The organism is Microbulbifer mixtoriginis (SeqCode) (genome assembly GCF_052467705.1).
Genome location: NZ_CP174322.1, coordinates 4,130,128 through 4,156,247, shown reverse-complemented (window position 1 = coordinate 4,156,247; position 26,120 = coordinate 4,130,128). Strand labels below are relative to the sequence as shown.

Annotated in this window: 22 protein-coding genes; 11 read left to right on the top strand and 11 right to left on the bottom strand. The window is 49.4% G+C overall.

Translation table 11 applies throughout. The annotated features are described in order from the left end of the window. Positions 1-49 precede the first annotated feature (49 nt). From ACJJIB_RS18180 to dksA, 4 genes are all read right to left on the bottom strand, one after another. Positions 50-3,010 (bottom strand): ATP-binding protein, encoded by a 2,961-nt coding sequence (locus tag ACJJIB_RS18180; RefSeq protein WP_444887083.1) that lies wholly within the window; start codon positions 3,008-3,010, stop codon positions 50-52. Beyond that, positions 3,000-3,176 (bottom strand): hypothetical protein, encoded by a 177-nt coding sequence (locus ACJJIB_RS18175; RefSeq protein WP_252083161.1) that lies wholly within the window; start codon positions 3,174-3,176, stop codon positions 3,000-3,002. Before ACJJIB_RS18175 ends, ACJJIB_RS18180 begins: the two co-directional genes overlap by 11 nt. Positions 3,177-3,262: 86 nt before the next feature. Continuing rightward, the gene (gluQRS, locus tag ACJJIB_RS18170) at positions 3,263-4,183 is read right to left on the bottom strand and encodes a tRNA glutamyl-Q(34) synthetase GluQRS (RefSeq protein ID WP_444887082.1); all 921 of its coding nucleotides are present in this window, start codon (positions 4,181-4,183) and stop codon (positions 3,263-3,265) included. A 30-nt stretch (positions 4,184-4,213) separates the two neighbouring features. Continuing rightward, entirely contained in the window at positions 4,214-4,651 is a 438-nt protein-coding gene (dksA, locus tag ACJJIB_RS18165) for an RNA polymerase-binding protein DksA (protein WP_152454721.1), read from the bottom strand. Positions 4,652-4,905: 254 nt separating this feature from the next. Between dksA and sfsA the strand changes: the two genes are divergently transcribed. Then, entirely contained in the window at positions 4,906-5,604 is a 699-nt protein-coding gene (gene sfsA, locus ACJJIB_RS18160) for a DNA/RNA nuclease SfsA (RefSeq protein ID WP_444887081.1), read from the top strand. Between the two features lie 49 nt (positions 5,605-5,653). Here sfsA and ACJJIB_RS18155 read toward each other — a convergent pair whose 3' ends face one another. From ACJJIB_RS18155 to ACJJIB_RS18140, 4 genes are all read right to left on the bottom strand, one after another. Next, positions 5,654-5,998, bottom strand: a complete 345-nt coding sequence (locus ACJJIB_RS18155) for a Rieske (2Fe-2S) protein (protein WP_252083158.1) — start codon at positions 5,996-5,998, stop codon at positions 5,654-5,656. 97 nt (positions 5,999-6,095) lie between these two features. Next, entirely contained in the window at positions 6,096-7,151 is a 1,056-nt protein-coding gene (locus ACJJIB_RS18150) for a S1C family serine protease (RefSeq protein ID WP_444887080.1), read from the bottom strand. A gap of 124 nt (positions 7,152-7,275) precedes the next feature. Beyond that, positions 7,276-8,160, bottom strand: a complete 885-nt coding sequence (htpX, locus tag ACJJIB_RS18145) for a protease HtpX (protein WP_252083156.1) — start codon at positions 8,158-8,160, stop codon at positions 7,276-7,278. Between the two features lie 205 nt (positions 8,161-8,365). After that, positions 8,366-8,650 (bottom strand): TfoX/Sxy family protein, encoded by a 285-nt coding sequence (locus ACJJIB_RS18140; protein WP_252083155.1) that lies wholly within the window; start codon positions 8,648-8,650, stop codon positions 8,366-8,368. 243 nt (positions 8,651-8,893) lie between these two features. On the opposite strand from ACJJIB_RS18140, the gene ACJJIB_RS18135 reads away from it, so the two are divergent. The 3 genes from ACJJIB_RS18135 (at position 8,894) to ACJJIB_RS18125 (ending at position 11,117) form a co-directional block, all read left to right on the top strand. Then, on the top strand, positions 8,894-9,610 hold the full coding sequence (locus ACJJIB_RS18135; RefSeq protein WP_444887079.1) for a M15 family metallopeptidase: 717 nt from the start codon (positions 8,894-8,896) through the stop codon (positions 9,608-9,610). A 142-nt stretch (positions 9,611-9,752) separates the two neighbouring features. Beyond that, the gene (cysE, locus tag ACJJIB_RS18130) at positions 9,753-10,577 is read left to right on the top strand and encodes a serine O-acetyltransferase (protein ID WP_444887078.1); all 825 of its coding nucleotides are present in this window, start codon (positions 9,753-9,755) and stop codon (positions 10,575-10,577) included. Positions 10,578-10,628: 51 nt separating this feature from the next. Beyond that, positions 10,629-11,117 carry a hypothetical protein gene (locus ACJJIB_RS18125; RefSeq protein WP_444887077.1) on the top strand — a complete coding sequence of 163 codons (489 nt, stop codon included), beginning with the start codon at positions 10,629-10,631 and terminating at the stop codon, positions 11,115-11,117. 121 nt (positions 11,118-11,238) lie between these two features. Here the strand turns inward: ACJJIB_RS18125 and ppa are convergent, their stop codons facing one another. After that, positions 11,239-11,775 carry an inorganic diphosphatase gene (ppa, locus tag ACJJIB_RS18120; RefSeq protein ID WP_020412430.1) on the bottom strand — a complete coding sequence of 179 codons (537 nt, stop codon included), beginning with the start codon at positions 11,773-11,775 and terminating at the stop codon, positions 11,239-11,241. 162 nt (positions 11,776-11,937) lie between these two features. Between ppa and ACJJIB_RS18115 the strand changes: the two genes are divergently transcribed. The 6 genes from ACJJIB_RS18115 to ACJJIB_RS18090 all read left to right on the top strand — a co-directional run bounded on the left by ACJJIB_RS18115 (position 11,938) and on the right by ACJJIB_RS18090 (position 18,505). Next, the gene (locus tag ACJJIB_RS18115; RefSeq protein WP_444887076.1) at positions 11,938-13,311 is read left to right on the top strand and encodes a glutamine synthetase family protein; all 1,374 of its coding nucleotides are present in this window, start codon (positions 11,938-11,940) and stop codon (positions 13,309-13,311) included. A gap of 81 nt (positions 13,312-13,392) precedes the next feature. After that, positions 13,393-14,781, top strand: coding sequence for an aldehyde dehydrogenase family protein (locus ACJJIB_RS18110; protein ID WP_444887075.1), 1,389 nt, complete (start codon positions 13,393-13,395; stop codon positions 14,779-14,781). A 24-nt stretch (positions 14,782-14,805) separates the two neighbouring features. After that, on the top strand, positions 14,806-15,270 hold the full coding sequence (locus ACJJIB_RS18105; RefSeq protein WP_444887074.1) for a hypothetical protein: 465 nt from the start codon (positions 14,806-14,808) through the stop codon (positions 15,268-15,270). Positions 15,271-15,502: 232 nt separating this feature from the next. Next, positions 15,503-16,687: an iron-containing alcohol dehydrogenase gene (locus ACJJIB_RS18100; RefSeq protein ID WP_444887073.1), complete on the top strand. Its 1,185-nt coding sequence runs from the start codon at positions 15,503-15,505 to the stop codon at positions 16,685-16,687. Between the two features lie 63 nt (positions 16,688-16,750). After that, positions 16,751-17,347: a peptide-methionine (S)-S-oxide reductase MsrA gene (gene msrA / locus ACJJIB_RS18095; RefSeq protein WP_444887072.1), complete on the top strand. Its 597-nt coding sequence runs from the start codon at positions 16,751-16,753 to the stop codon at positions 17,345-17,347. 132 nt (positions 17,348-17,479) lie between these two features. Beyond that, entirely contained in the window at positions 17,480-18,505 is a 1,026-nt protein-coding gene (locus ACJJIB_RS18090; protein ID WP_444887071.1) for a hypothetical protein, read from the top strand. 157 nt (positions 18,506-18,662) lie between these two features. Here the strand turns inward: ACJJIB_RS18090 and pdxR (ACJJIB_RS18085) are convergent, their stop codons facing one another. Beyond that, positions 18,663-20,141: a MocR-like pyridoxine biosynthesis transcription factor PdxR gene (pdxR, locus tag ACJJIB_RS18085; protein ID WP_444887070.1), complete on the bottom strand. Its 1,479-nt coding sequence runs from the start codon at positions 20,139-20,141 to the stop codon at positions 18,663-18,665. Positions 20,142-21,065: 924 nt separating this feature from the next. After that, a complete protein-coding gene (gene pdxR / locus ACJJIB_RS18080; protein ID WP_444887069.1) occupies positions 21,066-22,532 on the bottom strand; it encodes a MocR-like pyridoxine biosynthesis transcription factor PdxR in 1,467 nt (488 codons plus the stop codon). A gap of 355 nt (positions 22,533-22,887) precedes the next feature. Between pdxR (ACJJIB_RS18080) and ACJJIB_RS18075 the strand changes: the two genes are divergently transcribed. Next, positions 22,888-25,353: a hypothetical protein gene (locus ACJJIB_RS18075; protein WP_444887068.1), complete on the top strand. Its 2,466-nt coding sequence runs from the start codon at positions 22,888-22,890 to the stop codon at positions 25,351-25,353. Positions 25,354-26,120: the final 767 nt, after the last annotated feature.

Here is a 26,120-nt window from a genome sequence, read left to right as displayed (position 1 = left end):
TAACCGGGTTATTTTTGCCCAGTTCCTGGCCGGTTTGCCGGCTGGAGTCTTAGCCTGCCAAGGGCAGCTGTACAGTAAATCTGGCGCCGCGGCCGGTCTCCGGATTGGCCGGGCTCTCCAGCTCTAGCTGCCCTCCGTGCTCTTCAACAATGCTGTACACCATGGCCAAGCCCAGGCCTGTACCTTCTCCGGGTTCCTTGGTCGTGAAGAAGGGTTCCAGAATACGCTCGCGGTGTTGGGCAGAGATACCGGGGCCGTCGTCGGTGACTGACACACAGGCACAACCCTTGGCTTCTCGACCTTCAATGCGGATGAGACCGCCATCCGGGCTGGCGTCGCGGGCATTGCTGAGCAGGTTGATAAATACCTGGATCAGACGCTGGTTATCCCCGGGGGCGATCAGATCTGCTGGGACTGCATTTTCGAAGCGCACCTCGGTTTTATCCCGTTGCAGGGATAGCAGGTGCACCGCTTCCTGCACACAGGCGTAGAGGTCTACCGGAGCCCGCTCGCTCTCTTGGCTGCCACTGTGAGAAAAATTCACCAGTGAGTGTACGATGCGGCTGATGCGCTGGGTCTGGCTGAGGATTTGGTCGGCAGTTTCCAGCACTTCCGGATTGTCGCAATCGAACTGGAGGTTCTGTGCCAGGCAGGCGATACCGGTCACTGGGTTGCCCACCTCGTGGGCGACACCGGCGGCGAGGCGTCCCACCGAGGCCAGGCGTTCGCTGTGAATCAGCTCCTGCTCCAGTGTCTGGGTCTCGGTGATGTCCTCGAGCAGTAGCATCTGCCCATCGCCACGCTGGTTGCGGGCCCGCCCGCTGCGGCTGCGTTTCTGCCGGGTTTTGTGCAGGTTGAGCCAGTGGCTGTTGCCGCCGAGACTGACTTGCTGCTTGAAGCGGCTGGCATCGCTGGATTCGGCAAACTCCGCTAGCAGACTGCGCCAGGGCTCTGCCAGATATTCCAGCTTGGAGCCAATTACCTCAACGGCGGCAATCCCGGTGAGATCCTGCATGGCGTAATTCCACAACAGTATCTCGCCGTCGCGCCCCAGAGAGCAGGCGGCCATGGGCAGCTCCTCCAGCATTTGCCGGTGGTAAAGCCGCAAATTGTTCAGCTCTGCCGCCAGCCCGGTCAGCTGGTGCTTGTAACGCCCCAGGCGTGTCTCGATCAGGTGGATATCCTTGTTGGCCGGCTGATCGCTGTTCTGAAAGGGAAAGTGGCGATCGATAATCTGGCCGGCCAGTACCCGTCCGAGCAGTCCGGACAGGTTGGATTCAATACGATTGCGCAGCTGGCGCAGGGCATAGGGGCGACGCTCGTTATCGGGCAGGTTGAGTTGATTGAGAGCGCGCTTCACCTCGGTGTTGGCGGTGGCCGCCCCCAGGCTCTCTGCCAGGCGCAGGCGAAAGTCCGCTGCGGACTGCACATCGAGCCCCAGGCGTAGCGCTTGGGCGATGGTGTCGTCACTGCATAGGTCAGCGGCGTATTGCTCCAGGCTGCTTGTCGAGGTGAACAGCGAGAGGCTGACAAATAGAAGTATGTTGACACCGAGAGACAGGGTAGTGACCTGGGTCCAGATGGACATGCCCAGGGGTATCTGCAGAGAAGTACCCGGTAGGGTGATACCGGTTAGTTCGAACACCGATGGCAGCAACAGGCCGCAACCCCAGATCAACATCCCCGCCAGAAGTCCGCCAATCAGGCCACGTCGATTGCCTCGCGGCCAGTGAATAACGGCGAAGATACCCGGTAGAAACTGCAGGGAACCGATAAAGGCCAGCAGGGCTAAATCCGACAGGGAAAGGCGATTGTCCAGCAGCAGATAAAAGGCAAAACCCGCGATAAACAATGCAGCGATTAAAGCGCGGCGCAGCCACACCAACTGGCGGTACATATTGTCTTCGGAGTCCCAGCGGGTGCCCGGTAGCAGCCAGTGATTCATGACCATGGTAGATAATGCCAGGGTGATCATAATCAGTGCGCCGGTAGCGGCGGAGAGCCCGCCGATAAAGGCCAGTGTTGTGAGCAACGCTGAGCCACTGGCACGCGGCACCGCCAGCGAGAAGTACTGTACCGGTTCAGTCACATCCAGGGCGAAGCCCGCCCACATAATCGGAAAGATCGGCAGCGCCATTAGCAACAGGAAAAGCGGAAAACCCCAGCTGGCGGTGCGCAGGGCCTGGCCGGTGGGGCGCTCGGCGATGCTGAGGTAAAAGATATGTGGCATGGCCACGGCGGTAGCGATAAAGACTAACAGCAGTGTATGCGAGGAGCCCTGTTCAATGGGGGTGTAGAGCAGCTGCTGCATATCATTGTTTTCCAGCAGCCACTGGTCGAGCCCTGAGAAACCGCCGAACACACCGTAAACGGCATAACCACCGACCGCGGTCAGTGCCACCAGTTTAACCAGGGATTCCAGTGCCATGGCACTGGCGAGGCCCTCACCGCGCTCACGGGTGGCGCCGTACATACTGGTGAAGACTGCCAACAGCACACAGTAGAAAAAGGCGATTAGGTTTTTACTGGAAACACCACTGTCGGGCAGGCCGAGGGCGGCGACGCTGTCTCGTGACAACAGTGCCAAGGTTTCCGATACCGCCTGGATCTGTAGGGCGACCAGTGGTAGCAGCGCCAATAGCATAAACAGGGTGGCCAGGGTGCCCACCTGGCGGCTGTGGTAGCGGAAAACCAGTAGATCTGCGGGGGAGTAGAGCTGGTAGCGTTGGGCCAGGCGCGCCAGGGGCTCCAATGCCACAGGAGCAAATAAGAACATGGCACCGGTGCCCAGGTAGTAGGCAAGCACCCCGTAGCCGTATTGCCAGGCGAGGTCGACAATGCCATAGAACGTCCAGGCAGATAGAGAGACCCCCAGCGAGAGTACGTACACCAGTGGATGGCGCACCCAGCGTGCGGGCAGCCAGCCCTTGGAAGTGGCGAAAGCGACAAAGAACAAGGTAGCGATGTAGGCAACCCCGATCAGGGCAATATGGGCGATCTCAAAGCTCATTCGAGTTGCGCCTCCACTGGATAAAAATCGCCAGCAGGATCAAAACGAACCAGAGGATAAAGGGCCGGTACCAGGCGCCAACGGGGTTGATCATCCAGGTAAATATGGTGGGGGAGAACACATAGCCCACCAGCACGAGCAGGATTAGCAGGGTGCGGTTGCTCATAGGTTGTTATGTAAATCCGCGTGGAGGGTGAAAAGTTAAATGGCGAGCCTGTCGGCTGGCGCAAAAATGTTAATTGCCTCCAACGATCAGTGCAATTGTCGGTCGCGTTTATCGATCTGATGACGCTGCCAGCGTGCAGCAGCCCACTTGAGAATATGTTCTGGCGCCTCGCCCTCCAGCCCATCCGCGACATGAAAGCCGAGAAAATCCAGTGCGGTGCAGAGATTGCTGGCGGCTCGGTTGTCGTCGATAGCCGGTGCGTGGTTTTGTTTGCTGAGTTTTTGCGCCCCCCCCGGTCCCATGACCAGCGGCAGGTGGCCGAAGATCGGTGCTCTGTTATCGAGTAGGTGAAACAGACGAATTTGTGCAGCGGTGGTGTCGAGCAGGTCCGTTCCGCGCACGATATGAGTAATGCCCTGGGCAATATCATCGACCACTACCGCCAGCTGATAGGCGTAGAGGCCATCGCGGCGCTTGAGAATGGTGTCTTCACGCACTGGCTGGGATTGGGGCCCGCGCCAGATATCTTCGAAGTGCTCCTCACCTCCGGCACAGGACAGGCGCAGGGCGCAGGCACCTGTGCCCCCATCTTTTATCCGGCAGGTTTGATTGTCGTGCCCACCATTTTGACGGATCTGGCTGCGTGAGCAATAACATGGATATAGGAGTCCGCGTTGGCGTAACTGTGACAGAACTGCCTCGTACTGGGCGTGGCGCTTACTTTGCCACACCACAGGGCCGTGCCAGTGCAGCCCATGGGATTCCAGGGATTTCAGTATTCGAGTGGCTGCGCCGGGCTCCTCGCGCGGGGGGTCGAGATCTTCCATACGCACGAGCCAGTGCCCACCATGCGCAAGGGCGTCCAGATAGCTGCCGAGTGCGCACACTAGCGAGCCGAAATGGAGAGGACCGCTCGGCGAAGGCGCGAAGCGACCAAAATAGGGCGTTTTACTATTCAAAGTGATAGAGGCGGTCCCGTCGACCGCCCTGTCGAGCTGGGCGATCAAGGGTGATCGCCGCAATACGATGGGGAAAAATCAGCCGGAAAGCTGTTTTTCTTTGATTTCCGCCAGGGTTTTGCAGTCCACACACAGGGTTGCGGTGGGGCGTGCTTCAAGACGGCGGATACCAATATCGACCCCACAAGCTTCACAGAAACCGTAATCATCCTGGTCGATCAGTTCCAGGGTGGCGTCGATTTTCTTAATCAGCTTGCGCTCGCGATCGCGGGTGCGAAGTTCAAGGCTGAACTCCTCTTCCTGGCTCGCACGATCAGCGGGATCGGGAAAGTTTGCAGCCTCGTCTTTCATGTGGGAAACGGTGCGGTCCACTTCCGCCATCAGTTCGGCCTTCCAGGCCAACAGCAAGTTGCGGAAATGCTCCTGCTGCTTCTCATTCATGTACTCTTCGCCCTTAGTCTCCTTGTAGGGCTCAAAGCCGTGCAGAGAATCGGTGCTCGCAGCAGTTTTGGGCATAGTCGTTGCCTCTCTTTCTTTACGGGCCCCCGATAATGGGGGCGATACCACCAAATTCAATCTAGCCTAGACCGGAATCTTTTTGGGTGATGCTTTTTTCACCTATCAAATCAGTTGCGGTGGCAGGCTAATCCTTGCCCCGATTGCCGGTACCCCGGCGACCGAGAGCGAGGAAGCTATCAAATCTGCGCGATTCGCGCCACAAATAGTTGTCTGCTATTTTGTGGCGCTGAAATGTACAAGAGTGCCAGCCAGTGAAGTTTTCCCCTGAGTTACAAAAGGCCACCCTGTTGCGCCGCTACAAACGTTTCCTTGCTGATGTGGAGACGGCTGATGGCGAGAAATTTACCATCCACTGCCCAAATACCGGTTCTATGAAAAATTGCTGGATCGAAGGCGGCGCCTGTTGGTATTCGGACTCGGGCAATCCCAAGCGCAAGTACCGCCACACGCTGGAAATTTGTACAACACCGGATGGATCTCTGGCCGGCGTTAATACTGGGCGCGCGAATGCCCTGGTGGAAGAGGCAATAAATTCCGGTGTGGTTAGTGAGTTGCAAGGGTATGAATCCCTGCGTCGGGAAGTGCGTTATGGCGAAGAAAACAGCCGCATCGATTTTCTGTTGTCTGGCGATGCTGGCGAATGCTATGTGGAGGTTAAGAATGTCACCCTGGCGGATGGTGCGCGGGGTTATTTTCCCGATGCGGTGAGTGCTCGCGGTGCTAAGCACCTGCGTGAGTTACAGAAATTGGCTGAGAGTGGTGTGCGTGCAGTGCTTTTTTACTGTGTACAGCACAGTGGCATAGATAGCGTAGAGGCAGCGCGAGAAATCGACCCGGCTTATGCTAAAGCTCTCGACAGTGCTGTCTCAGCCGGTGTGCAGGTGCTCGCTTACCGGGCGCGGATGAGCGCCGATGAAATCGTTTTAGGCGAAGCTCTGCCGTTTCGCTGAGGGAATTTAGAGTAACTGGCCGGGTGGGGGCCACCCAGCCAGTAAAATCTTATTCAGGCAGCAGGGCGTAGAGGCCGTCTTGGGCGTATTCCACGGGGATGGGAGTCAGTGAATCGCCGGTGCAGGGCCCGGCAATACATTCGCCGGTTTCAATGGTGAACAGCGCCCCATGGGAGGCGCATTGGATCAGTGCGCCATCGGGATCGAGGAACTGGTCTTCCTGCCAGTCGAGATTGATACCGCGATGGGGGCAGGTGTTTTTATAGGCGAAAACCTCGCCCCCTTTCATTACCGCAAACACATTGTCGGTGCCGGCGGCGGTGTCACCGAGGGAGAAGCCCTTGGATTGCCCTTCCGCTAATTCCTCGTAACGGCACAGGAAGTATTTCTGCATAACTGGTCGGCCTTAGGCGCAATTATTTATTCGTTATTGCGGCGCCTTCTCTTCAGATAGGTTGATTTGGAGAAGCTGCGCCAGATTCTGCCCCGATTTATTGGGGCGCCGCGAGTGTAATCGAGGTGTAGCGGATTGTCCCGTTGCGCATTATCCCCAAAGTGATCTGGTCGCCGGCGCGGTACTTCTCCAGTGCGTTGAGCAGGTCGTCGTAGCTGCGGACGGGTTGCTGCTCGACTTCCACGATAACGTCTCCGAGCTGCCAGCCCCCTTGGCGTGTGCGATAAATGCCTTGCAACCCGGCTTTTTCCGCCGGCATACCAGGAGCTGTGCGCAGCACCGCCACACCTTCAAAACCGTAGCGGCTGCTCCACTGATCCGGTGCGGATTCAATGCCGAGAATCGGTCGCACCAGGCGGCCGTAGTTAATCAGTTGCGGCACTATTTTCTTTACAGTATCCACAGGAATAGCAAAACCGATGCCCACACTGGTACCGCTGGGGCTATAGATAGCGGTATTTACCCCGATCAGACGGCCGAGGGAATCGAGCAGAGGACCGCCAGAGTTGCCGGGATTAATGGCGGCATCAGTTTGAATCACATTGCGAATGGTGCGGTTGTTGGCGGCCTCGATTTCACGCCCCAACGCGCTGACCACCCCGGTGGTTAGGGTGGTATCGAGGCCAAAGGGGTTGCCGATGGCGAGTACTTTTCGGCCCACAGAGAGTTCACTGGAAGTACCGGCAACCAGTGGTTTAAGTAATTTTTTCGGAGCCTCGATTTTCAACACCGCCAGATCTTTTTCTGGAGCGGAACCCACTACAGTGGCGGGCCACTCACTGCGGTCCTGCAGGGTGATTGTGACTTTACGCGCGCCCTCGATGACATGGAAATTGGTCACAACGTGACCCTGTTCATCCCAGATAAATCCACTGCCGGCGCCTTTGGGTACTGCATGCAGGCGCAGGGTTCTGCGATCGCGAACCAGGGTTTCATTGGTGACATACACCACAGAGGGGCTGGCAAAATTAAACACCTGCATGGTGTTGCGTTCATCATCTGTGGCGAACTCCTGTACCTCTGCGTACAGGGGAGCACTGAGAATGAATAAAAGGATCGACAGAATAATGGGCAGAGTTTTAAGCGGTGTCATGGTCGCTGTCTTCGCTTTAGCACTTTAATGAAAAGTTTACTTTGCTCGTTGTGAGGGAGTGAAGATGGGGGCGCGGCAAAGAATTAAAACCTGCCCCTAAAACGTGCCAACAGCAATCAGGGTATTACTTACGGAAGTTTTGTAGGGCCAGGATACGATCATCCAAGGGCGGATGGGTGGCTAATAGTGCGCCCATATTGCCGAAAATACCGAAGGCTTTCATATTGCCTGGCAGCGGTTCCTCGTGACCCCGTTCAGATTCCACTTTGAGCCGTTGCAGTGCGGCGATCATTGAATTGGGACTGGCGAGGGTGGCACCGGCGTGGTCTGCGCGATACTCCCGGCGGCGGCTGAACCAAGCGATGATAAACATGGCGAGGAAGCCAAAAATTATATCCATCACGATAGAGGTAACGTAATAGCCGATGCCAAGGCCTTGCTCATTGCGCAGTATCACCCGGTCGACAAAGAAACCGACCAGCCGTGCGAAGAACATCACAAAGGTATTCACCACTCCCTGAATCAACGCCAGAGTTACCATATCGCCGTTGGCCACGTGACCGATCTCATGGCCGATCACCGCACGGGCCTCTTCGCGGCTGAAGCGCTGCAGTAATCCGGCGCTTACAGAGACCAGGGCATTGTTGCGATTCCAGCCGGTGGCAAAGGCGTTGGCCTGGGGCATGGGAAAAATACCCACATCCGGCATACCGATATTGGCCTTGCGCGAAAGCTCCCGCACAGTCTCCACCAGCCATTGCTCATCGGCGCTGCGCGGCTCGGTGATAATCTGGGTGCGGGTACTCATGCGGGCGATGGTCTTGGAGAGAAACAGGGATATAAACGAACCACCAAACCCAAAAAGAGCGCAGAGGAGTAACAGTGCCCCCAGATTCAGGTCGACCCCGTTGGCCTGAAGGATGCCCCCGATGCCAAAAATATTGAAGATGATGCCAACCAGAACTAATACCGCAAGGTTGGTCAGCAGGAATAGCCCAATGCGCAACATCGGCTCTCTCCGTCTCTTTGCCCTTAGACAAGTTTAGATAGGTTGTGGTGGTTTGTGTGACAAAAGCTCGAGTTATTGCGTAGCCGTAGCATGGGGTAAGGCATTAAGGGCCTGTGCGAACGTCTCGGTACATCTTGCGCAGGCACTCAGATGCGCAAGGGCCCCAGCGTAGCTTTTCCCTTTCTAAAATTGTTGGTGACAGGCTTTAGTTTGAATTCTGTGTAGCCAGCAGGCGGTCGGCTTCAGTCACCAATTGCTGTTTAAGATCTGGGTCCAGATCGTTCCAGTGCACATCAAGTAGAGCACCTTGCAGTGCATAAAGCATGACGCGCGAGGCGTTGATCCCGCGGTTGCGAATACTGATAAAGGCCTCAACCGGGCCAATACGATGGAGGTCTTCGTAGGTGCGAATACCAATGGAGTGAAGGATGTTAACGGAGGCGAGCCCCAAATTTTTCAGCTTAAGTAGTTCTGATTGACTTGGGTGCATTCAGTTTTCCCTGCAAGGTTTTCCGTCCAGTAGTCACGATCAATCCCCAATCGCGGGGCTGAACTTAACATAAATTAGCAAGCTGCCAACAAAGATAACCGCCGCATGGCCTAAGACAGCGCCTATTACTTTGCCTAGCATTTCCAGTGGCCACTTATTCCATGCTGCTCTTTGGTAGAGTAATAGCTGGGGGTTTACTCACTTTAGCCCGCCTTTTGAAAATCGCCTGTCTATAGGAGCCAAATGTTATCCACACCGCTTAAGAGTATGCTCTTCGGGCTAACCGATATGCACGTTATCCTCGATCCACCCTCAGGACAGCTGCTGCACCCTGAGGCACTGGTGGCATTTCAGCGCCTGCGGCGCGATGCGCGAGATGCCGGTTTTGACCCCAAGGTGGTCTCAGGTTTTCGCAGCTTTGAGCGCCAGCGCACCATCTGGAATAACAAGGCACAAGGACTGCGTCCAGTGCTGAACACCGATGGCGTAGAGCTTGAAGTCTCTGAGCTGCCACCGCAGGAGTTAGTGCTGGCCATACTGCGTTGGTCGGCACTGCCCGGTGCCTCGCGCCACCATTGGGGTACTGATTTCGACATTATCGATGCCGCCGCTGTAGCCGAGGACTACCAGGTACAGCTCACCCCACAGGAAGTGGCCGATGATGGGGTTTTTGGCGTTTTTCACCAATGGCTGGATCAGCGTATAGCCGCGGGGCAAAGTTACGGCCTGTTTCGTCCCTATGCCGAAGATCTCGGTGGCGTTGCACCGGAGCGCTGGCATTTGAGTTATGCACCGCGAGCCCTGGAGCTACAGCACCTGTTGACACCCGAACGCCTGGAGGCGCAGTTGCGCTCCTGCGACTTGGCGCTGTGTGACACGGTTTGCGAGCAGCTGGAGCACATCTATACGCGCTTTGTATGGATTCCGGATCACTGTTATCCAACAGATATGCCGCTCTGAGCAAAATCTAGGTAAATCGGTACGCTTTATTTTCACCGCCGGATGGCGCTTGAAAGGCCCTGGTATTCCTGCGAAGCTGCGCGGGCCCAATGGCGCAAAGTAGTGTGAGACAAATCAAATACAGTAGGAAAGCGCCGGGAAAATGAGTACGACAGGTGAGGAACTGAATATCGACAGCCAAACTGAGCCCAGAGACGTATGGAGTGCTATGCGCGCAGAGGCTGCAGCAGCCGCCAGGGATGAACCGATTCTGGCGAGTTATTTTCACAATACGGTGCTGCGCCACAAGTCGGCGGAGCACGCAATCGCCGACCAGTTAGCCTCAGTCCTGGATCACAATGCACTCACCTCCACCGCTTTGCAGGAGGTGATCGCTTCGGCATTACAAGCAGATATAGGGATATCCCGCAGTATGCTGGCGGATATCTGTGCTTGGTACGATCGCGATCCAGCCTGTGATCAGTACCTCACCCCCTTTCTCTACTTCAAGGGCTTTCATGCACTGCAGTCGCACCGAATTGCCCACTGGCTGTGGAAGCAGGGCCGCACGACGCTCGCGCTGTACTTCCAGAGCCGTGTGTCGGAACAGTTTTCTGTGGATATCCATCCCGCAGCTCAATTTGGCAGTGGCATTATGATTGACCACGCTACGGGCCTGGTCGTGGGAGAGACCTCGGTGGTGGGCGACAATGTCTCTATTTTGCATTCGGTGACTCTGGGCGGCAGCGGTCGCGGTTCCGGGGATCGCCACCCGAAGATTGGTCACGGGGTTATGATCGGTGCCGGCGCCAAGATATTGGGGCCTGTGCGGGTGGGTGAGGATGTGAAGATTGCTGCGGGTAGCCTGGTTCTACAGGACGTCCCCGACCACACCACAGTGGCCGGTGTCCCCGCGCGTCAAGTCGGTGGCCGGATAGAAAAGGCCCCCGCGTTTACCATGGATCAAACCCTGGATTCCGAAGAATAAACTCACTTCAGCAAGCATTATCCAACCAGCATTACACATAGGGATTGAGTGATGACCCAAGCCACCTATAGCCTGATTTTCCGCGGCGACCTGATTGCCGGGTTTACTGCCGGTGATGTGAAGGCCAATTTGGCGCGCTTGTTTAAGAGCAGCCCGCAGGCAGTGGAAAAACTGTTTAGTGGTCGACCGCTGGTGCTGCGCAAGGGGTTGAGCCGCGCCCAGGCGGAGCAATTTCAAGCGACCTTGGCCAAGGTTGGGGCTCAGGTCAATCTGAAAAGCGAGGGTGGCCCTGAAAACATCCCTCCGGTGCCCGAGCCGAGTCAAACACCTCAGCCAGAGGGTCCTCGCGTTCCAAACTGGACGCTCGCGCCAATGGAGGGCAATCTGATTAAGGACCACGAACGCGAGTCGATAGCGGAGGTGCAGGTGCCCACCGAACATATCAGCCTGCGCGCGGCGGAGGGGTTGTTACTGGATGAGAGTGAGCGGGCCGAAACAGTTGCTGCACCAGTCAATATTCCCCAATGGGATCTCAATTAGATTTTCTGCGATTCGCGTTGATTGCAGCGCCCAGGCAAAAAAAAACCGGCTAGATGCCGGTTTTTTTTTGCCTGTCAGCCCGGCCAATACAAAATCGTGCCGGGCTTAAGAGAAGCTGTGATTAGCCTTCTTCTTTCAGGTAGCGCTCGCGAGAGGAAAGCACTTCTTTGCGCGCTTCTTCAGCGTCGGCCCAGCCTTCCACTTTCACCCACTTGCCAGCTTCCAGAGCCTTGTAGTTCTCGAAGTAGTGTTCGATCTGCTTGAGCAGCAGCTCGGGCAGGTCGCCAATTTCCTGAACGTGATCGTACAGCTTGGTCAGCTTGGTGTGAGGTACCGCCAGCAGCTTGGCGTCAACACCGGATTCGTCGGTCATTTTCAGAACGCCGATCACGCGAGAGCGGATCACGGAGCCAACCATTACCGGGTAGGGTGCGACTACCAGTACGTCCAGGGGGTCGCCGTCTTCGGACAGAGTCTGGGGTACATAACCGTAGTTGGCTGGGTAGAACATGGGAGTGGCAACGAAACGATCCACAAATACGGCGTCTGAGTCCTTGTCCACCTCATATTTGATGGGGTCGGAGTTGGCAGGGATCTCGATGATTACGTTGATATCGCTGGGCAGGTCTTTACCTGCGGGGATCTTGTCGAAGCTCATTGCTGGTCCTGAACTGGGTAAAACGAAAAATTTGGAGCGCGGATTATATATGCAGTTCGGCACGGCTGAAAGTCACGCCCTTAAAGGAAATATGGGGCGTCAAGGCTCGGCTGGCGGGTCTATCCTGTAGGACATTGATAACAACAATGGGCAGGGATGGCCATGATCAAAGCGCGGGAGGTAAAAACCGTTCAGGAGGCTCGTGCTATCGTTGAGGGGCGCGGTCTCAGTCATGTGAAAGTGGGCCTGTTTGATTTGGATGGGGTCATGCGCGGCAAATATATGAGCCGTGAAAAATTCTTCTCTGCCCTGGAGCAGGGGTTTTCCTTCTGTGATGTGGTGCTGGGCTGGGATGTCAAAGACCAGCTCTATGACAATACCCGTTATACCGGCTGGCACACGGGCTACCCAGACGCGCCGGTGCGCATCCTGCCGCACAGCTGTCGCGATATTCCCTTTGAAGACAATATGCTGTTATTTCTGGCGGAGTTTGATGAACGGGCTCAGGTCGTGTGTCCGCGTGCGGCTCTGCAGCGGGTGGTAGACCGTTGTCGGGCTATTGGATTTGAGCCCTTCGCGGCTTTGGAATACGAGTTCTTTTTATTTGATGAAACACCCGAGTCGGTACGGGAAAAGGGCTTTCGCAATCTGAAGCCTTTCACGCCGGACTGGTTTGGCTACTCAATGCTGCGCAACTCGGTTCATGCCGAACTCTACCGGGAAATCCTCGAAATGGGTGAGTGTATGGACTTTCCTTTGGAGGGGCTTCATACAGAAACCGGACCGGGGGTTCTCGAAGCGGCAATCGCCGTGGATAGGGTCGAGGCTGCTGGGGATAAAGCCGCACTGTTTAAAACCTTTATGAAAGTGCTGGCCCAGCGTATGGGCCTGATGGCGACTTTTATGTCGCGCTGGTCTAGCGATCTTCCCGGGCAGAGTGGCCATATTCATTTATCGCTGCGCGATTTGAATAACGGCAATGCCGCGTTTTTCGATGGCTCTCAGCCCCAGGGAATCAGTGAGACCATGCGTTACTTTATCGCCGGCCAACAGCGCCTGATGCCAGAATTCCTGGCCCTGTTCGCGCCAACTATCAACAGCTACCGCCGCCTGGTTCCGGGTTTTTGGGCGCCTACCGGTGCGAACTGGGGCGTGGAAAATCGCACCACGGCCTTGCGTGCCATCCCCGGCGGGGAAAAATCACAGCGGGTGGAATACCGCCTGGGCGCTGCAGATGCCAACCCCTATCTGGCGCTGGCCGCCGCCCTGGGCTCCGGCCTTTACGGAATCATGCAGCAGTGGCAGCCCAGTACGCCCATCGAGGGCAATGCCTATGCCTTGACACAAGAGGCACAGCAGGCGTTGCCTACCACTTTATGGGATGCCACCCAGCGTCTAAAAAATTCCGAGACGGCTCATGAATTATTCGGCAGTGAATTTATTGAACATTTCGCCGCCAGCCGGGAATGGGAGGAGCGCGAGTATCGTCGCCATGTTACTGACTGGGAGCTGGATAGGTATTTTGAAATTATTTAAATGGCCCTTTTAAAAGCCCGCTTTTGTGATTTTTTGGATGGTAAGGAAATCAAAATAAGCCGTGGATAAGGAATATTTAATATGCACCACCTGCGCTGTATTTCCCCTGTCGATAACAGTGTATATCTGGAGCGGGCCCTGGCCGGCGAGGCTGAAATTCGTGTAGCCCTGGATAGGGCGTCGGCTTCACAAAAAGCCTGGCGATTGACCCCTCTGGTGGAGCGTATTGCCATTGTCCATCGTGCAGTCGAGTTTTTTACCGAGCGCAGGCATCGTCTGGCTGAGGAACTCTGTTGGATGATGGGCAGACCCATTCGTTTTGCACCGGGGGAAATAGATGGCTTTGCGGAGCGCGCTACGGCCATGGCAAATCTGGCAGAGGAGGCCCTTGTAGATATCCATTTGCCAATTAAACCGGGATTTTCCCGCTTTATACGCCGTGAACCACTGGGGGTTTCCCTGGTGATCGCCCCCTGGAACTACCCCTATTTAACCGCGGTAAATGCACTGGTGCCATCTTTGCTGGCTGGCAATGCGGTCATATTAAAACACTCGGCACAAACGCCCTTGTGCGCCGAGCGTATGGTGGAGGCTTTCAGGGAAGTGGGTCTGCCCTACGGAGTATTTCAATATTTGCACCTCAATCATTCCAATACGCAACGTTTAGCCTGTGCCGAAGAAATCCAGCATATTGCTTTTACCGGCTCTGTGGATGCCGGGGCCAATATAGAGCGTATCGTTGCCGGCCGATTTATCCAGTTGGGACTGGAGCTGGGTGGTAAGGACCCCGCTTATGTGCGTGAAGATGCGGACCTTGAACTGGCGGTAGAGGCTGTAGTAGATGGTGCTTTTTTTAATTCCGGCCAGTCTTGCTGTGGTATTGAACGTGCCTATGTACAGGAAAATCTATTCGAAGAATTTGTCGAACGCGCCGTGGCACTAGTGGGTGATTACCAGCTGGGGCGCCCCGATGATCCTCAAACAACCCTGGGTCCGTTAGTCAATGCGGAGGCTGCCGACAAAGTGCGCACTCAAATTGACGAAGCAGTGGCCCAGGGCGCCCAGCCCCACCTGCACAGCAGTAAATTTTCCATGGACAGGCGCGGTACTCAGTATATGGCACCACAATTACTTACTGGTGTGCGACAAAAAATGCGGGTAATGCGCGATGAATCTTTTGGCCCGGTTTTGGGGGTGCAAAAAGTCCATGACGATGGTGAAGCTCTAGAATTAATGAATAACAGCCCTTTCGGTTTGACGGCAGCTATTTTTTCACAGGATGAAGAAACTGCCCTGGCAATTGGCGATCACTTGCGAGTGGGCACAGTGTTTCTCAATCGCTGCGACTATTTAGACCCGGAATTGGCCTGGAGCGGCGTTAAACAGTCTGGCAGAGGATGTACTTTGTCCAGAGTCGGGTTTGAGCAGCTAACCAGGCCCAAATCATTTCATTTTAAAGTTGGGGGCTAGTAAACCAGTAAAGAGGGAAAATTTGTGAGGTGGATTAATTGTTGTATTTATGGATTGTTTTTAATTTACCCTCTGGCGTCAAGTGCGGAACCTTACCTTTATGAAAATATTACTTTAGAGATTCCTGATGGCTGGTCGAAATACAAAGATCCTTACAATAATAATGTAGGGGCTAGTTTTAGACAGGAGCGCACGGGTAACCTGATGTTCTTAATTCTTAGGAAAGGGTTGTTGGTTAATGGAGGAGACCCCAGTGCGTTCTTAAAAATGCACCCATTGGAGCATCCAGTTTCTTCGGTACAGATTGGCAAATATTCAGGTTACTTTGTCACTTTTACATCGGAAGGGAAGTGTTCGGCAAATTGGTTTTTGGGGGATGGGAGCGATCTACTGATTGCGTCCTATCAAGGTGACTGTCATTCAGTGGATTTTACTCCAGTGATTAAGTTAGTTGAATCTATCGAGCCCTTAGAAGATGTAGTCGATTAATGATGATTCTGCTGGTTTTATAGGTCCAATTACTAAAATGACAATCGCGCTTTTTTCAGCTGTAGTTTGGCCTATGGATAATAACCCCGAGCTTTTACAGGTGGGATATCCAGATAGCGGTGAGGTCATAAACAGAAGTTTGTTTTTAACCTTATCCTATCGGTTAAACGCATAGAGACTGTGGATAACTAGAAATTTTAAATGGTTAGGCGGTAAAGGCAGAGAGGATAATGTGGATAAATACCGGGTAAACTGGAATTTTCCTACCAATATTTGGGTTGGTCCCGGCCGGATATCAGATCTTGCCAAAGCCTGCTCTGATCTCAATATGCAGCACCCCTTACTGGTAACGGATCCCGGTATTGCAGGCATACCACTGCTTCAACGCGCATTGGTGCCTTGTAAGGAATACGGCCTGAAGGTGGAGATTTTCTCCTCAATCAAGGGGAATCCCAATGGTGAGAATATTGACAGTGGTGTCGAGCTGTTACGAGATAAAAATTGCGACGGCGTAATCGCCTTCGGTGGTGGTTCAGCTATAGATGCCGGTAAGGCGATTGCCCTAATGGCCGGGCAGCGTCGTCCCATTTGGGATTTTGAAGATATTGGCGATAACTATAAGCGGGTTGACCCTGACGGCATGCTCCCGGTAATTGCCGTGCCTACAACTGCGGGCACTGGCTCGGAAGTTGGGCGGGTGGCGGTCATAACCGATGAGCAGGCGAAGGTAAAACGCCTGATATTTCATCCCAAACTATTGCCGGATATCGTCATACTGGATGCCGAGCTGACTCTGGATCTTCCCCCCCAGATTACTGCGGCCACTGGTATGGATGCACTCTCGCATAACCTGGAAGCTTATTATTCCCCTATTTACCACCCCATGGCAGAGGGCATCGCACTACAGGGGATGCGTCTGATTAAGAGCTATCTGCCCCGTGCTTACATGATTGGCACTGAGTTGAAAGCCCGTCAACAGATGTTGGTAGCCTCCTGTATGGGAGCCACCGCATTTCAGCGTGGCTTGGGAGCTATTCATGCCCTGGCACATCCGCTCGGTGCCCTATATGACAAGCACCACGGTTTACTCAACGCCATATTGATGCCCTATGTGCTTGTAGCCAACCGGCCTGCTATAGAGGTTCCCATGGGGCAGTTGGCCCTCTCACTGCAATTGACCGGCAAAGATAGGTTCGAGAGCGGTTTCGATGCCGTGCTGAATTGGATTCTCGGTCTGCGTCAGCAATTAAATATTCCCCACACCCTGGTTGAAATCGGTATCAAAGCCGAAGACGCCGATAGAATCGCTCATATGGCTGCGGCAGATCCCTCGGCAGCCAGTAATCCTATGTCGTTTAGTGCAGTGAAATATCGCGATATTTTCCTGCGTGCTTGCCAGGGTAGTGTCACACTGTAAGAGTTTCCCTCTATGAGTCGACAGAAGAGTAACCATCAATAGAACATTCCATAGGAATTCGTTATGCGCGGTATTTTTACTCTGTTTATTCTTCTGGCTGCCACCCTCGGATATGCCCAGGATTCTCCTGATATACGAACCGCTATTTTTGCTGGAGGCTGTTTCTGGTGTATGGAACCGCCGTATGACAAAGTGAATGGCGTGCTGGAAACCACCTCAGGTTACAGCGGTGGTCATGTAAAGAACCCCTCCTATGATCAGGTCTCTGCTGGTGGCACCGGCCATGCCGAGGTGGTGCAAGTTAAATATGATGCAAACAAAGTGAGTTATTCCGAGTTACTCAATATTTTTTGGCACAACGTGGACCCCTTTGATGCCGGTGGCCAGTTTTGTGATCGGGGCGACCAGTACCGTGCTGAGATCTTTTACGGTAATGAAGAAGAGAAGAAGCTGGCCGAAGAGAGTAAGAAGAAAGTAGAGGCCGAGCTGGGTAAGAAAGTTGTCACCCAGATAAAGCCTGCCGCTACTTTCTATCCGGCAGAGGCTTACCACCAGGATTATTATCAGCGCAATCCCCTACGCTATAAATACTACCGCTTTCGCTGCGGGCGGGATCAGCGGCTTGAGGAAGTTTGGGGAAAAGGTAAGAGCAAGAGCTGAAGAGTTTGGGGTGTTTTTTGATCTCTTAAATAGAGGTGCCCTTAAGCGAATAAGTCTGCTGACTAGGATAATTCAGATGTGGTAAACGGCATGGAGAACACCGAATCTGGCAGGTTGCAAGAAGGGGAGGTAATGAGCACTGCAGCAGGATTCCCCGTTCTTTATCGCTATATTGCTGCAGATAAATCCAAACCTCTAATGGTATTTGTGCCGGGTAACTCTCACTTGGCACGTATCTTTTATGGCTGCCCCGAGGCCAGGGAAGAAGACTTTATCAGTTATTGGGTACATCGTTCAGGCCACCCCTTCCTTGCTATATCCTTCCCCATCGCCAATAAGGCCTTTGAGGGATATTGCCCCAATTTCACCATCGCAGACTGGGGTAAGCAGGTTTCGGAAGTAATTGACAAGATTGTCTCTGAGAATAGCTTGCAGCAAGAGGTGATCGTCTGTGGCTGGAGTATGGGATGCAAGATTGCCGGAGCTCTTGGGAAGGAGGCGATTGGTAAGAGCTTCTCAATAGTGTTGTTTGTTGCCATGTCGGGAGATCCCGCTGTTCCAGGCTTCTTGCCAAAAGCAAATGCTGAAAATATCGCTATGACACCAGAAGGGCTGGCAAACCGGGAGAGCTTATACCCCTGGTTTTTTCAGGCACTGGAAGATCAAAGTACCTATAACGGCCATACTATTCTCCCAAAAGATATTTATCGGCAGAGGATCCTGGGGGCCACCCCTGTGGGATTGATTGGCACGGGCCTGATGTATAAGAATGGCCAGTTTGTGGAAGACTTAGAATGGAGCCTTAGGTCCGCGAACACTTTCAATTACGACGATTATCCTTTTCCTGTAATTATTCATGGTAATTCGATATCTGATGCGGAAAACGTATTACTGAATACTTCTAACTGGGCGTTTATTAGAAATAGAGTGCTTATTAAAAGGGTGCTTGGAGATAATGCATTGAAGGACCTCTCTTCTAGTCATTGGGAGTGTCTTCAAGAACAAGTTGAATTTTCTGGTAGCCACTTTTCAATATCCCTTCCCGGGGGACACTTCTTTTTTTTGGGGGAGCTCGGTGCCAAGTCAGTGGTGAAAAGCATATTTAAATTATTGCTACGGACTAATAATATTCCACAATTATGTGGCCATAATTTATAGGGCTTGTAATACATATTATAAGGCGATGTAGTAGTGGGATTTTGCGGATAGGTATTGCAGGATATATTATCAGGAGATAATCTTAGACTGTAGCTATTTAATATAAATACAGTCTAAGGGTGGGTGAAATCAATGAGTTGAAGCAGTATAATTTATATCAAATATAATTTATCTTGTCCTTTAGTAGATTTTTTAAATGCTCCACAAATTGCTCTCGTTGAGTCTGTGTTGTATTCACGCAACCAATAATTAATCCAGACTTGGCTGGTTGATTTGCGTAAGATAGGGAAAGCGCTGAACTCCCATATCCATTCTGGTTGAGTTTTTGTGCAAGTTTGATGTCATTTAAGCCTGGTGTACTAATAACAACATACATAGATGCACTGCTTCTAATTAGCTTAACATTTGGTTCGAGTTTACTTGTGATTAATTCGCAAAAATGCTTCCATTTATCCCGATAATGTTTTTGCATTTTTCGCACATGTCTCACAAAGTGTCCTTCGGCAATAAAGTCAGCTATTACTGCTTGATAAAGTAGTGTTGAAGGTCCGGAGAGTGTGGCTTTTGTATATGTGAAAGAAGATACTACGGGCTTAGGTACTACAAGATAGCCTAAGCGTAAATTTGGTTTTAATACACGATTAAAACTACCGATAAATATTACTGGGCTGTTTTCACGCATTCCTTGTAAAGCCGCTATCGGCTTTTCTCCAAATGAAAACACACTATTAGATTCATCTTCTAATACCCAGCAATTAGATTTTTCTGCCCAGTCTAAGAGCTTGTCTCTTTCATAAGTTGGAATAACGCCACCCATTGGGTGTTGATGAGTTGGACTTGTATAGATTAATTTTGCTTCTATATTAGCTTGTAAAACTTTGCTTACATCCAATCGATTTGCATCTAGATCAATAAAATTTATTTTTGCATTTTTGGCTTCAAAAGCGATTCTTGCACCTCTGTAGCATGGGTTTTCAATAATTACAGGGTCAGCATGATTTAATATGGTTTGAGCGCAAATATTTAAGGCTTCCTGCCTCCCGTTTGTGATAATGATTTGATCTGGGTTGCAGCGAACACCCCGAGATAAAAGTAAATATTCTGCAAGTCTCTCTCTTAAAGGGAGATATCCAATTGGATCACCATATCCGCTAATGGAAATCCTATCTTGATGTTGTCGATATATTTTATTCCAAATAGAAAAAGGAAAAGCTCTTAAATCGGGCATGCCTGGAGAAAAAGGGAGGGTTGGTGGCCAGCGTGCCATAAGAGAAGATTGAGATTTTAACATCTCACAATAGTTTGATAACTCTGGAAGATCATTGTTGTTATTGCCACTCTCACTGACTAAATTTGACTTGTTTGAATCTATTACACAATGTGGTAGGTGATAAGAAACAAAAATCCCTTTTCCTGCTTCACTAAAAAGAAATCCTTCATTTTTTAGTTGTTCTATTACTTGCGTGACAGTATTTCGGCTGATTTGTAAACATTCAGACATTCTTCTGGATGAAGGGAGTTTAACTCCAGGTGATAGACGCCCATTAATTATTCGTGCCATTAAGGCATTATAGAGTTGCTTCTGAAGAGGTTTGTCTCGATTTAGGATTAAGTCAGAAAAATCTGGGGCACTCACCGTAGGTACCATTAAATAAAATTAAATTTATAGGAGAATGATAACTTTCAAGTTTAATTTCATCTGTTTGATCTAGGTTGTGTGAGGCTTTACATGCTGCATTATTGTACAATTTTTTTAAATTAGGATGGTATGTGTAAATTTAAGAGATCTATTATTGGTTCAATAATGTTTGATGGTTAAATCTTATTGCACTTCCTTTCAGATATGATTGGAGATATGGAGTGTTATCATTCAGTATGGATTTCAGAGTTTATTTTTTTTCATAAATTAGTTTGCCAAGTTTACCACCTTAGAAAACCTTCCAGCGGGTGGTACCATGATTTTTTCTAAACTGGACCTTACTTTTTTTGTTTGTAATTGATTTAATTGCCTTATTTGTTGTTGAATTTGATTTCGGTATTATTATGGCAAGGTGTTTTAATGTAAGTGGAGCGGTTTAACTTTTAGTTGTTTATTTAGGAGTGCAAGATATTTCCCTATGTTAAAGTTAGGTGACTTATTGGGGCGGGCTTATAGTGTGAGAAAAACTTATATAGTCGAGATGCGCCCATTTGCGAATAGTGCAATATATAATTTTATACAGTGACTTGTTTTGGGGTGGGCAAAGTTTTATAAAGTGCAATCACTTATAATTCTGTGCGATAAGTTAATGCGGTTGTAAATATCTAGAAGTTTATAATTGCGGTATTATGCTCTTTAAATAATGCTTAAATATTTTAGCTTGATAAGGTTTGAAGTTTTCTTTATTGGGTGAGCAACAGTTTTGTATTGGGTGGGGGTGTGAATTTCACTGCTGTTAAGGTGGATGAAACCCATTGTTAAGAGGCATCAGTAATAATATCCTAGCTGGTGATTTTTAATAGTTTTATTATGTTTATTTTTATAGTAAGTGCCAGCTCAAGATTAATAGTTTTAGAATAGCTACTCTTGATTTTTTAAAAGCTTCGATAGGTATTCAACGAACTGTTGACGTTGAAGGTGAGTGGTATTGGCACATCCTAATATTAGGCCGGATATTTTCGATTTGTTGGCGTCAGTTAGAGATAATGGGGTACTCCCGAAGCCTCTCTGGTTAAGCCTCTCATGCAAATAGATATCATCGTGCCCTGGAGTTTTTATAATTACAAGCATAGCCGCACTACTTTCAATAAGCTTTACATCTGGCTCTAAATGAAAATGAATTAGCTGACAGAAGTGTTTCCACTTTTCTTGATAGTTTATTTGCATTCTGCGAATGTGCCGCACATAGTGCCCATCATTAATAAAGTCGGCTAATACTGCTTGCTGGGGCTGGTTACATGGTCCTGAAAGTATGGACTTAGTATCTACAAAAGAGGATACAACAGACTTTGGTACTATAAGATAGCCCAAACGTAAGCTTGGCAAAAGTGTTCGGCTAAAACTGCCAATAAATATAACTGGAGTGTTTTTCTTCATGCCTTGTAGGGCGGCTATCGGCTTTTCTTCAAATGAAAATATACCGTTGGCTTCATCTTCTAATATCCAACACTTCGATTTTTCAGCCCAATTGAGTAGCTTACTTCTTTCTTGAAGTGGGATAACCCCACCCATAGGGTGTTGATAAGTCGCTGTTGTATAAATGAGTTTTGCTTGTTTATCTTCTCTGACTAATTGATCTATATCCAGTCGGTTTTCTTTTAATTCAATCAACTTTACGGCTGCATTCTTTGTGTGAAAAGCAAATCTTGCTCCTCTATAGCCCGGATTTTCCATTAAAACAGTATCGCCACTATTAAGTATTGTTTGGGCACATATATTTAAAGCTTCTTGTCTTCCGTTAGTGATGATGATCTGTTCCGCTGTACAACGAACACCCCGTGAGGCCAGTAAATGTTGTGCTAGCCTCTCTCTTAGTGCTAAGTATCCTTGTGGATCTCCATACCCGCTAATTGGTATCCTATCCTGGTGTTGTCGATATATTTTATTCCAGATAGCAAAGGGGAATAACTTTAAATCTGGCACACCTGGTGAGAAAGGAAGAAGGATGGGCCAGCGCGACTTAAGTTTAGGTCGAGATTTTATTGTCTCACTATAATCTGAGAGTGGTGGTAAGGAGAGCTCTGGATTATTCTCGCTCAGAGTAGAATTTTCGGCTGTTTCAATGGTGCTGAAATCTAAGTTGCTGGAGACGTAAATAGCTTTACATGCCTCGCTAACAAGAAATCCTTCTTTTTTTAATTGCTCAATCACTTGGATAACGGTGTTTCTACTGATATTCAGGCTTTCAGACATTCTGCGCGAAGAGGGCAGCTTTGTACCCTTGGTAAGTCGCCCATTCACTATCCAATCCATCAATATTTGATAGAGCTGCTTTTGAAGGGGGCGATTTCGATCAAGAGATAGGTCAAAAAGGTCTGGAGCACTCACTACCTGCACCAAGAAGAATTCAAACTTAAATTCTATTATTTTTTTGTATTATATCTAGAGTGTGTCGCCAAATGATTATTTGCTTAAGTTTCTTTAAAAAATACAAAGCAAAAAATTGATAGGTTTCACAATTTTAAACTGTGAAGTATCAATGCGACAATTGGTTTCATTTGAAACCATATTGTTGAGTTAATTTATTGCACTTCAAGGTTTACTTTCAAAATTAAAAACCCTTGTTTCTGGCACCATGATTTTTTCCAAACTGGACCTTACTTTTATTGAGTTTATTTGGCTAAATTTAAATGGGAATTTGCTCTAATTTAAATGTAAAAAATCTCTTAAGAGGCCTAAGTAAATGAAAATTATGAAAAGGGTGGGCTTATGTGCAGGTGTTGCCCTAGCTGTTGCTTACCAGTCTGCCAGCGCAGCGGAACTAACAGGCGCTTGTTATGACTATGCTTCAAGAGAACCCACCTCAGCTGTGAGGCTTGATGGTCAAGCGATAGGAATGGTTGTTGCCCACAATGTAATAAACACAACGCTTGGCGCTTCTAACTTTCCAATATTAAAAAGCTTGTATCCAGTTGTTTATGGTTCAATAACTGGGGGGTTTGTCACAGAAACCACAGACGGGGCAGATCCAGAACTTGTTGGTTGCTTGCAGCAATTCAATAATAGGATCTCTGATCTGGAATCGGCCTTTGTTGAAGCTGATCTTAACGAGCTAAATCGAATTTTATCACGGGCAAAATCAGAAATTATTGACTTAGGTAACTTGTATTACCACGACGAGATTGCAGATGATTATCAAGAGCTGGCAGTAAAGCTGGGAACAACTATAAAAAATACTCTAAATGAAGTGAACGTAGAAAATCCAGTAATATCGAAAGCTAAGTACGACTCTTTGATTAACAATGTTGCGCCAGCTTTTGTTTCCATTATTCAAATGGAATTGTTGCACAGAAGAGAGTTTAATCGTTTCTGTTTTAGCCAGGAAGTTTATCCAACCTGGAATGGTATAGATAGCGATGAACTCGTTGATCTTGAATTATTAAAAACAATTAAGTATGACACTTCAGAATTTATTGATTCTTATTTAACTACCCCAGAGGGTTCCGTAGCGAACTGTAATGCAGACTTTAATACTTTTTTAACTTTTGATCGGGTAATCGGTGACGAGTTTGACTCATACAAAGCGGTACTGGAAATGCTTGGTATTTTCATTACTGAAAGTACAAAAATACCGGGTATGATTTCTGCAGCTGTAGATGTATATAGTTCAGAATTGGGCGCCTACAGAGAGCTAATGCTAACCGAGTGTGATAGTCGTTATAAATATTCAGATAATTATTATAGCCACTCTTATACAGCTCCAGGGTCAAGTTCCTGTGAGGCTGCCCGAACAAGCTATTTGGAAAAGGATATTACCCCGACGGGAGTATATTCTGAAGACTCTAAATATCCTGCTGAAGCAGAAAGAAACCATATTCTTCATAATTTGGCAGCGGTTGTAGACTCTTGGGACTGGTATAGTCACGCGAGTCCAGAGGCCGTGGCCCAGCTAGATGAAGACACCATGCGACATGGTAAACTTGTTGCAGTGCCAACCTATAGTGGTGTGAGACTGAAATACCGAGATACTGATTTATGTGTCGGTTCAGATAAAAAAGCACAGTATACTTGCGATGTCAGTAAAAATATTTTTATGTTCCGACCATTTGAAGATGGATTTAAAATAACTCGGATATCTGATAACAGGAATTTTAAAGACAAAGGCGAAGACTCTGATGGCTTTGTTATTCGGTCTGGTGAAGGGCTGGACTCTAAATGGATAGCCGAAAGAGTAGGCCCTTTTGGTTTAGATCCTTATCCTAATTTTGTTAATGCAAGCACAGGAAGATGTTTAGCTCTTGATGATAATGCCAGCCTCACTGCAGTTAATTGTGATGAAATAGATAATGATATCTGGGAAATTGATGGAGTCGATATCCCTGATACGCATTCCTTTGTCAGTATGCGACATACCGGAGAAGGAAAGTGTATTAGCAACACCGGTACACCGGTAAGCTGTGATATTGAATCTGTTTTCTTTTATATTCTTCCGCAAAATGGTGGTTATGCTGTGTATGGTAGTGGAGGGTATATGGCAGATACGGAAGATGCTGGAATAGCATTTATCCTTGCTACAGGAGATTCTGTTACTTGGAATTTTTCAGACTTTAATAGTGATGGCGTTTTTAGACTGCAAAATCGAGATACCAAACAGTGCCTTGACTACCAGAGTGGAAGCCTAGTTGCAGTTGAGTGCAGCCTTGATCCGGCGGTAAGTGAATTGTTTGCATTTGATATTGTAGATTTACCCAATTCCTCAAATGCCGAGAGAATCTATCTAAAGGATAATACATCGACTGTTGGTCGTTGTATGGGTAAAAGATATACCGCAAACACAGGCACGGGTCAGACTGCCTATTTCAATGGGTCGTGTGATCTGACAGACATGGCACTCGTAAAATATAATGGTGGTTACATGATCTATGATATCACTAATGACAAGTATATCGAAGACAGTAACGATACCGACATTCGTAAATATGAACAGTTAGTGCCAAGCAGTGTGCCGAGTGATTCTACGACCTGGGATTTTCTTGGACCATATAACTATTCAGGGGTTAACCATTTCAGTATTAAGAATAGAGCTACTGGTGAATGCCTGAAAACAGTAGAGCTGAGTACTCTTAAAGGTGTCGGCGCTCTTTCAAAAGGAGACTGTAGTGATACTACTGCGTCAAGAATTTGGAGCCTCCATGGTATTGGAGAGTAAGAACTAAAAAGCTCTATAAAAACGCCCGCTTTAGCGGGCGTTTTTATAGATGGAATTCCAGGCAATCCCATCTGGTCTTGGTTTCGAATAATAAGTGCAATTGGTAAGGGTGGGCCCAGTTGATAGAATCGTCACTTCTCCCAACCAAGAGATCGGCGCTGATGAGCTGCTATCAACTGAGTGAGAATCAGCGATACCAGGTTTACAGCCTAAGAAAAGCTGGACACTCCCAGAAAGTAATAGCAAAGCTCTTGATGAGGTACCCTCTGACGATCAGTTGAGAGCTATGAGGCAATACTGGATTGCGAGGATATCGCCTAGGGCAAGCACACAAGTTTGAGGAGCTAAGAAGCCTGCAAGCGTATAGGGCACGGAAAGTGATTGGTGTTGTGTGGCAACAAATAGACAGCCTAACTCGGAAAGAGTTAAATCTTCAGCAGACAGCCATCTATTTAAAGAGATATAGCGGTGTATCGTTACATCAGGAGAGGATCTACCAGTTGATTTATTTAGACCATAAAAATGGTGGATACTTATTTTATGGCAAGTAATGTAGAACTGCGTGCCTGCTTACATTAACGAGAGCACTCGGGTACTTCGGTATAGTAGCCTCATTCCCAGACCTCTTTCCAGTTGGGTTACCGTTTGGCTTTGCCGGTCTAGTACGTGACAGGCTATTAGCCACTGCCGTAAAACTGCACATTTTAACAACAGCTAGAAATACTTGCATATCTTCTAGTTAGGGTTTCATTGTTTAATTCTTCTAA

What these genes read in the sequence shown, in the direction of transcription:
- ACJJIB_RS18155 (WP_252083158.1), bottom strand. Translation starts at nt 5,998, where the DNA reads ATGCAGAAATACTTCCTGTGCCGTTACGAGGAATTAGCGGAAGGGCAA.
- ppa (WP_020412430.1), bottom strand. Translation starts at nt 11,775, where the DNA reads ATGAGCTTCGACAAGATCCCCGCAGGTAAAGACCTGCCCAGCGATATC.
- ACJJIB_RS18090 (WP_444887071.1), top strand. Translation starts at nt 17,480, where the DNA reads ATGAGCACTGCAGCAGGATTCCCCGTTCTTTATCGCTATATTGCTGCA.
- ACJJIB_RS18115 (WP_444887076.1), top strand. Translation starts at nt 11,938, where the DNA reads ATGATCAAAGCGCGGGAGGTAAAAACCGTTCAGGAGGCTCGTGCTATC.
- ACJJIB_RS18180 (WP_444887083.1), bottom strand. Translation starts at nt 3,010, where the DNA reads ATGAGCTTTGAGATCGCCCATATTGCCCTGATCGGGGTTGCCTACATC.
- msrA (WP_444887072.1), top strand. Translation starts at nt 16,751, where the DNA reads ATGCGCGGTATTTTTACTCTGTTTATTCTTCTGGCTGCCACCCTCGGA.
- ACJJIB_RS18125 (WP_444887077.1), top strand. Translation starts at nt 10,629, where the DNA reads ATGACCCAAGCCACCTATAGCCTGATTTTCCGCGGCGACCTGATTGCC.
- ACJJIB_RS18075 (WP_444887068.1), top strand. Translation starts at nt 22,888, where the DNA reads ATGAAAATTATGAAAAGGGTGGGCTTATGTGCAGGTGTTGCCCTAGCT.
- htpX (WP_252083156.1), bottom strand. Translation starts at nt 8,160, where the DNA reads ATGTTGCGCATTGGGCTATTCCTGCTGACCAACCTTGCGGTATTAGTT.
- ACJJIB_RS18150 (WP_444887080.1), bottom strand. Translation starts at nt 7,151, where the DNA reads ATGACACCGCTTAAAACTCTGCCCATTATTCTGTCGATCCTTTTATTC.
- ACJJIB_RS18175 (WP_252083161.1), bottom strand. Translation starts at nt 3,176, where the DNA reads ATGAGCAACCGCACCCTGCTAATCCTGCTCGTGCTGGTGGGCTATGTG.
- ACJJIB_RS18135 (WP_444887079.1), top strand. Translation starts at nt 8,894, where the DNA reads ATGTTATCCACACCGCTTAAGAGTATGCTCTTCGGGCTAACCGATATG.
- ACJJIB_RS18140 (WP_252083155.1), bottom strand. Translation starts at nt 8,650, where the DNA reads ATGCACCCAAGTCAATCAGAACTACTTAAGCTGAAAAATTTGGGGCTC.
- dksA (WP_152454721.1), bottom strand. Translation starts at nt 4,651, where the DNA reads ATGCCCAAAACTGCTGCGAGCACCGATTCTCTGCACGGCTTTGAGCCC.
- ACJJIB_RS18110 (WP_444887075.1), top strand. Translation starts at nt 13,393, where the DNA reads ATGCACCACCTGCGCTGTATTTCCCCTGTCGATAACAGTGTATATCTG.
- cysE (WP_444887078.1), top strand. Translation starts at nt 9,753, where the DNA reads ATGAGTACGACAGGTGAGGAACTGAATATCGACAGCCAAACTGAGCCC.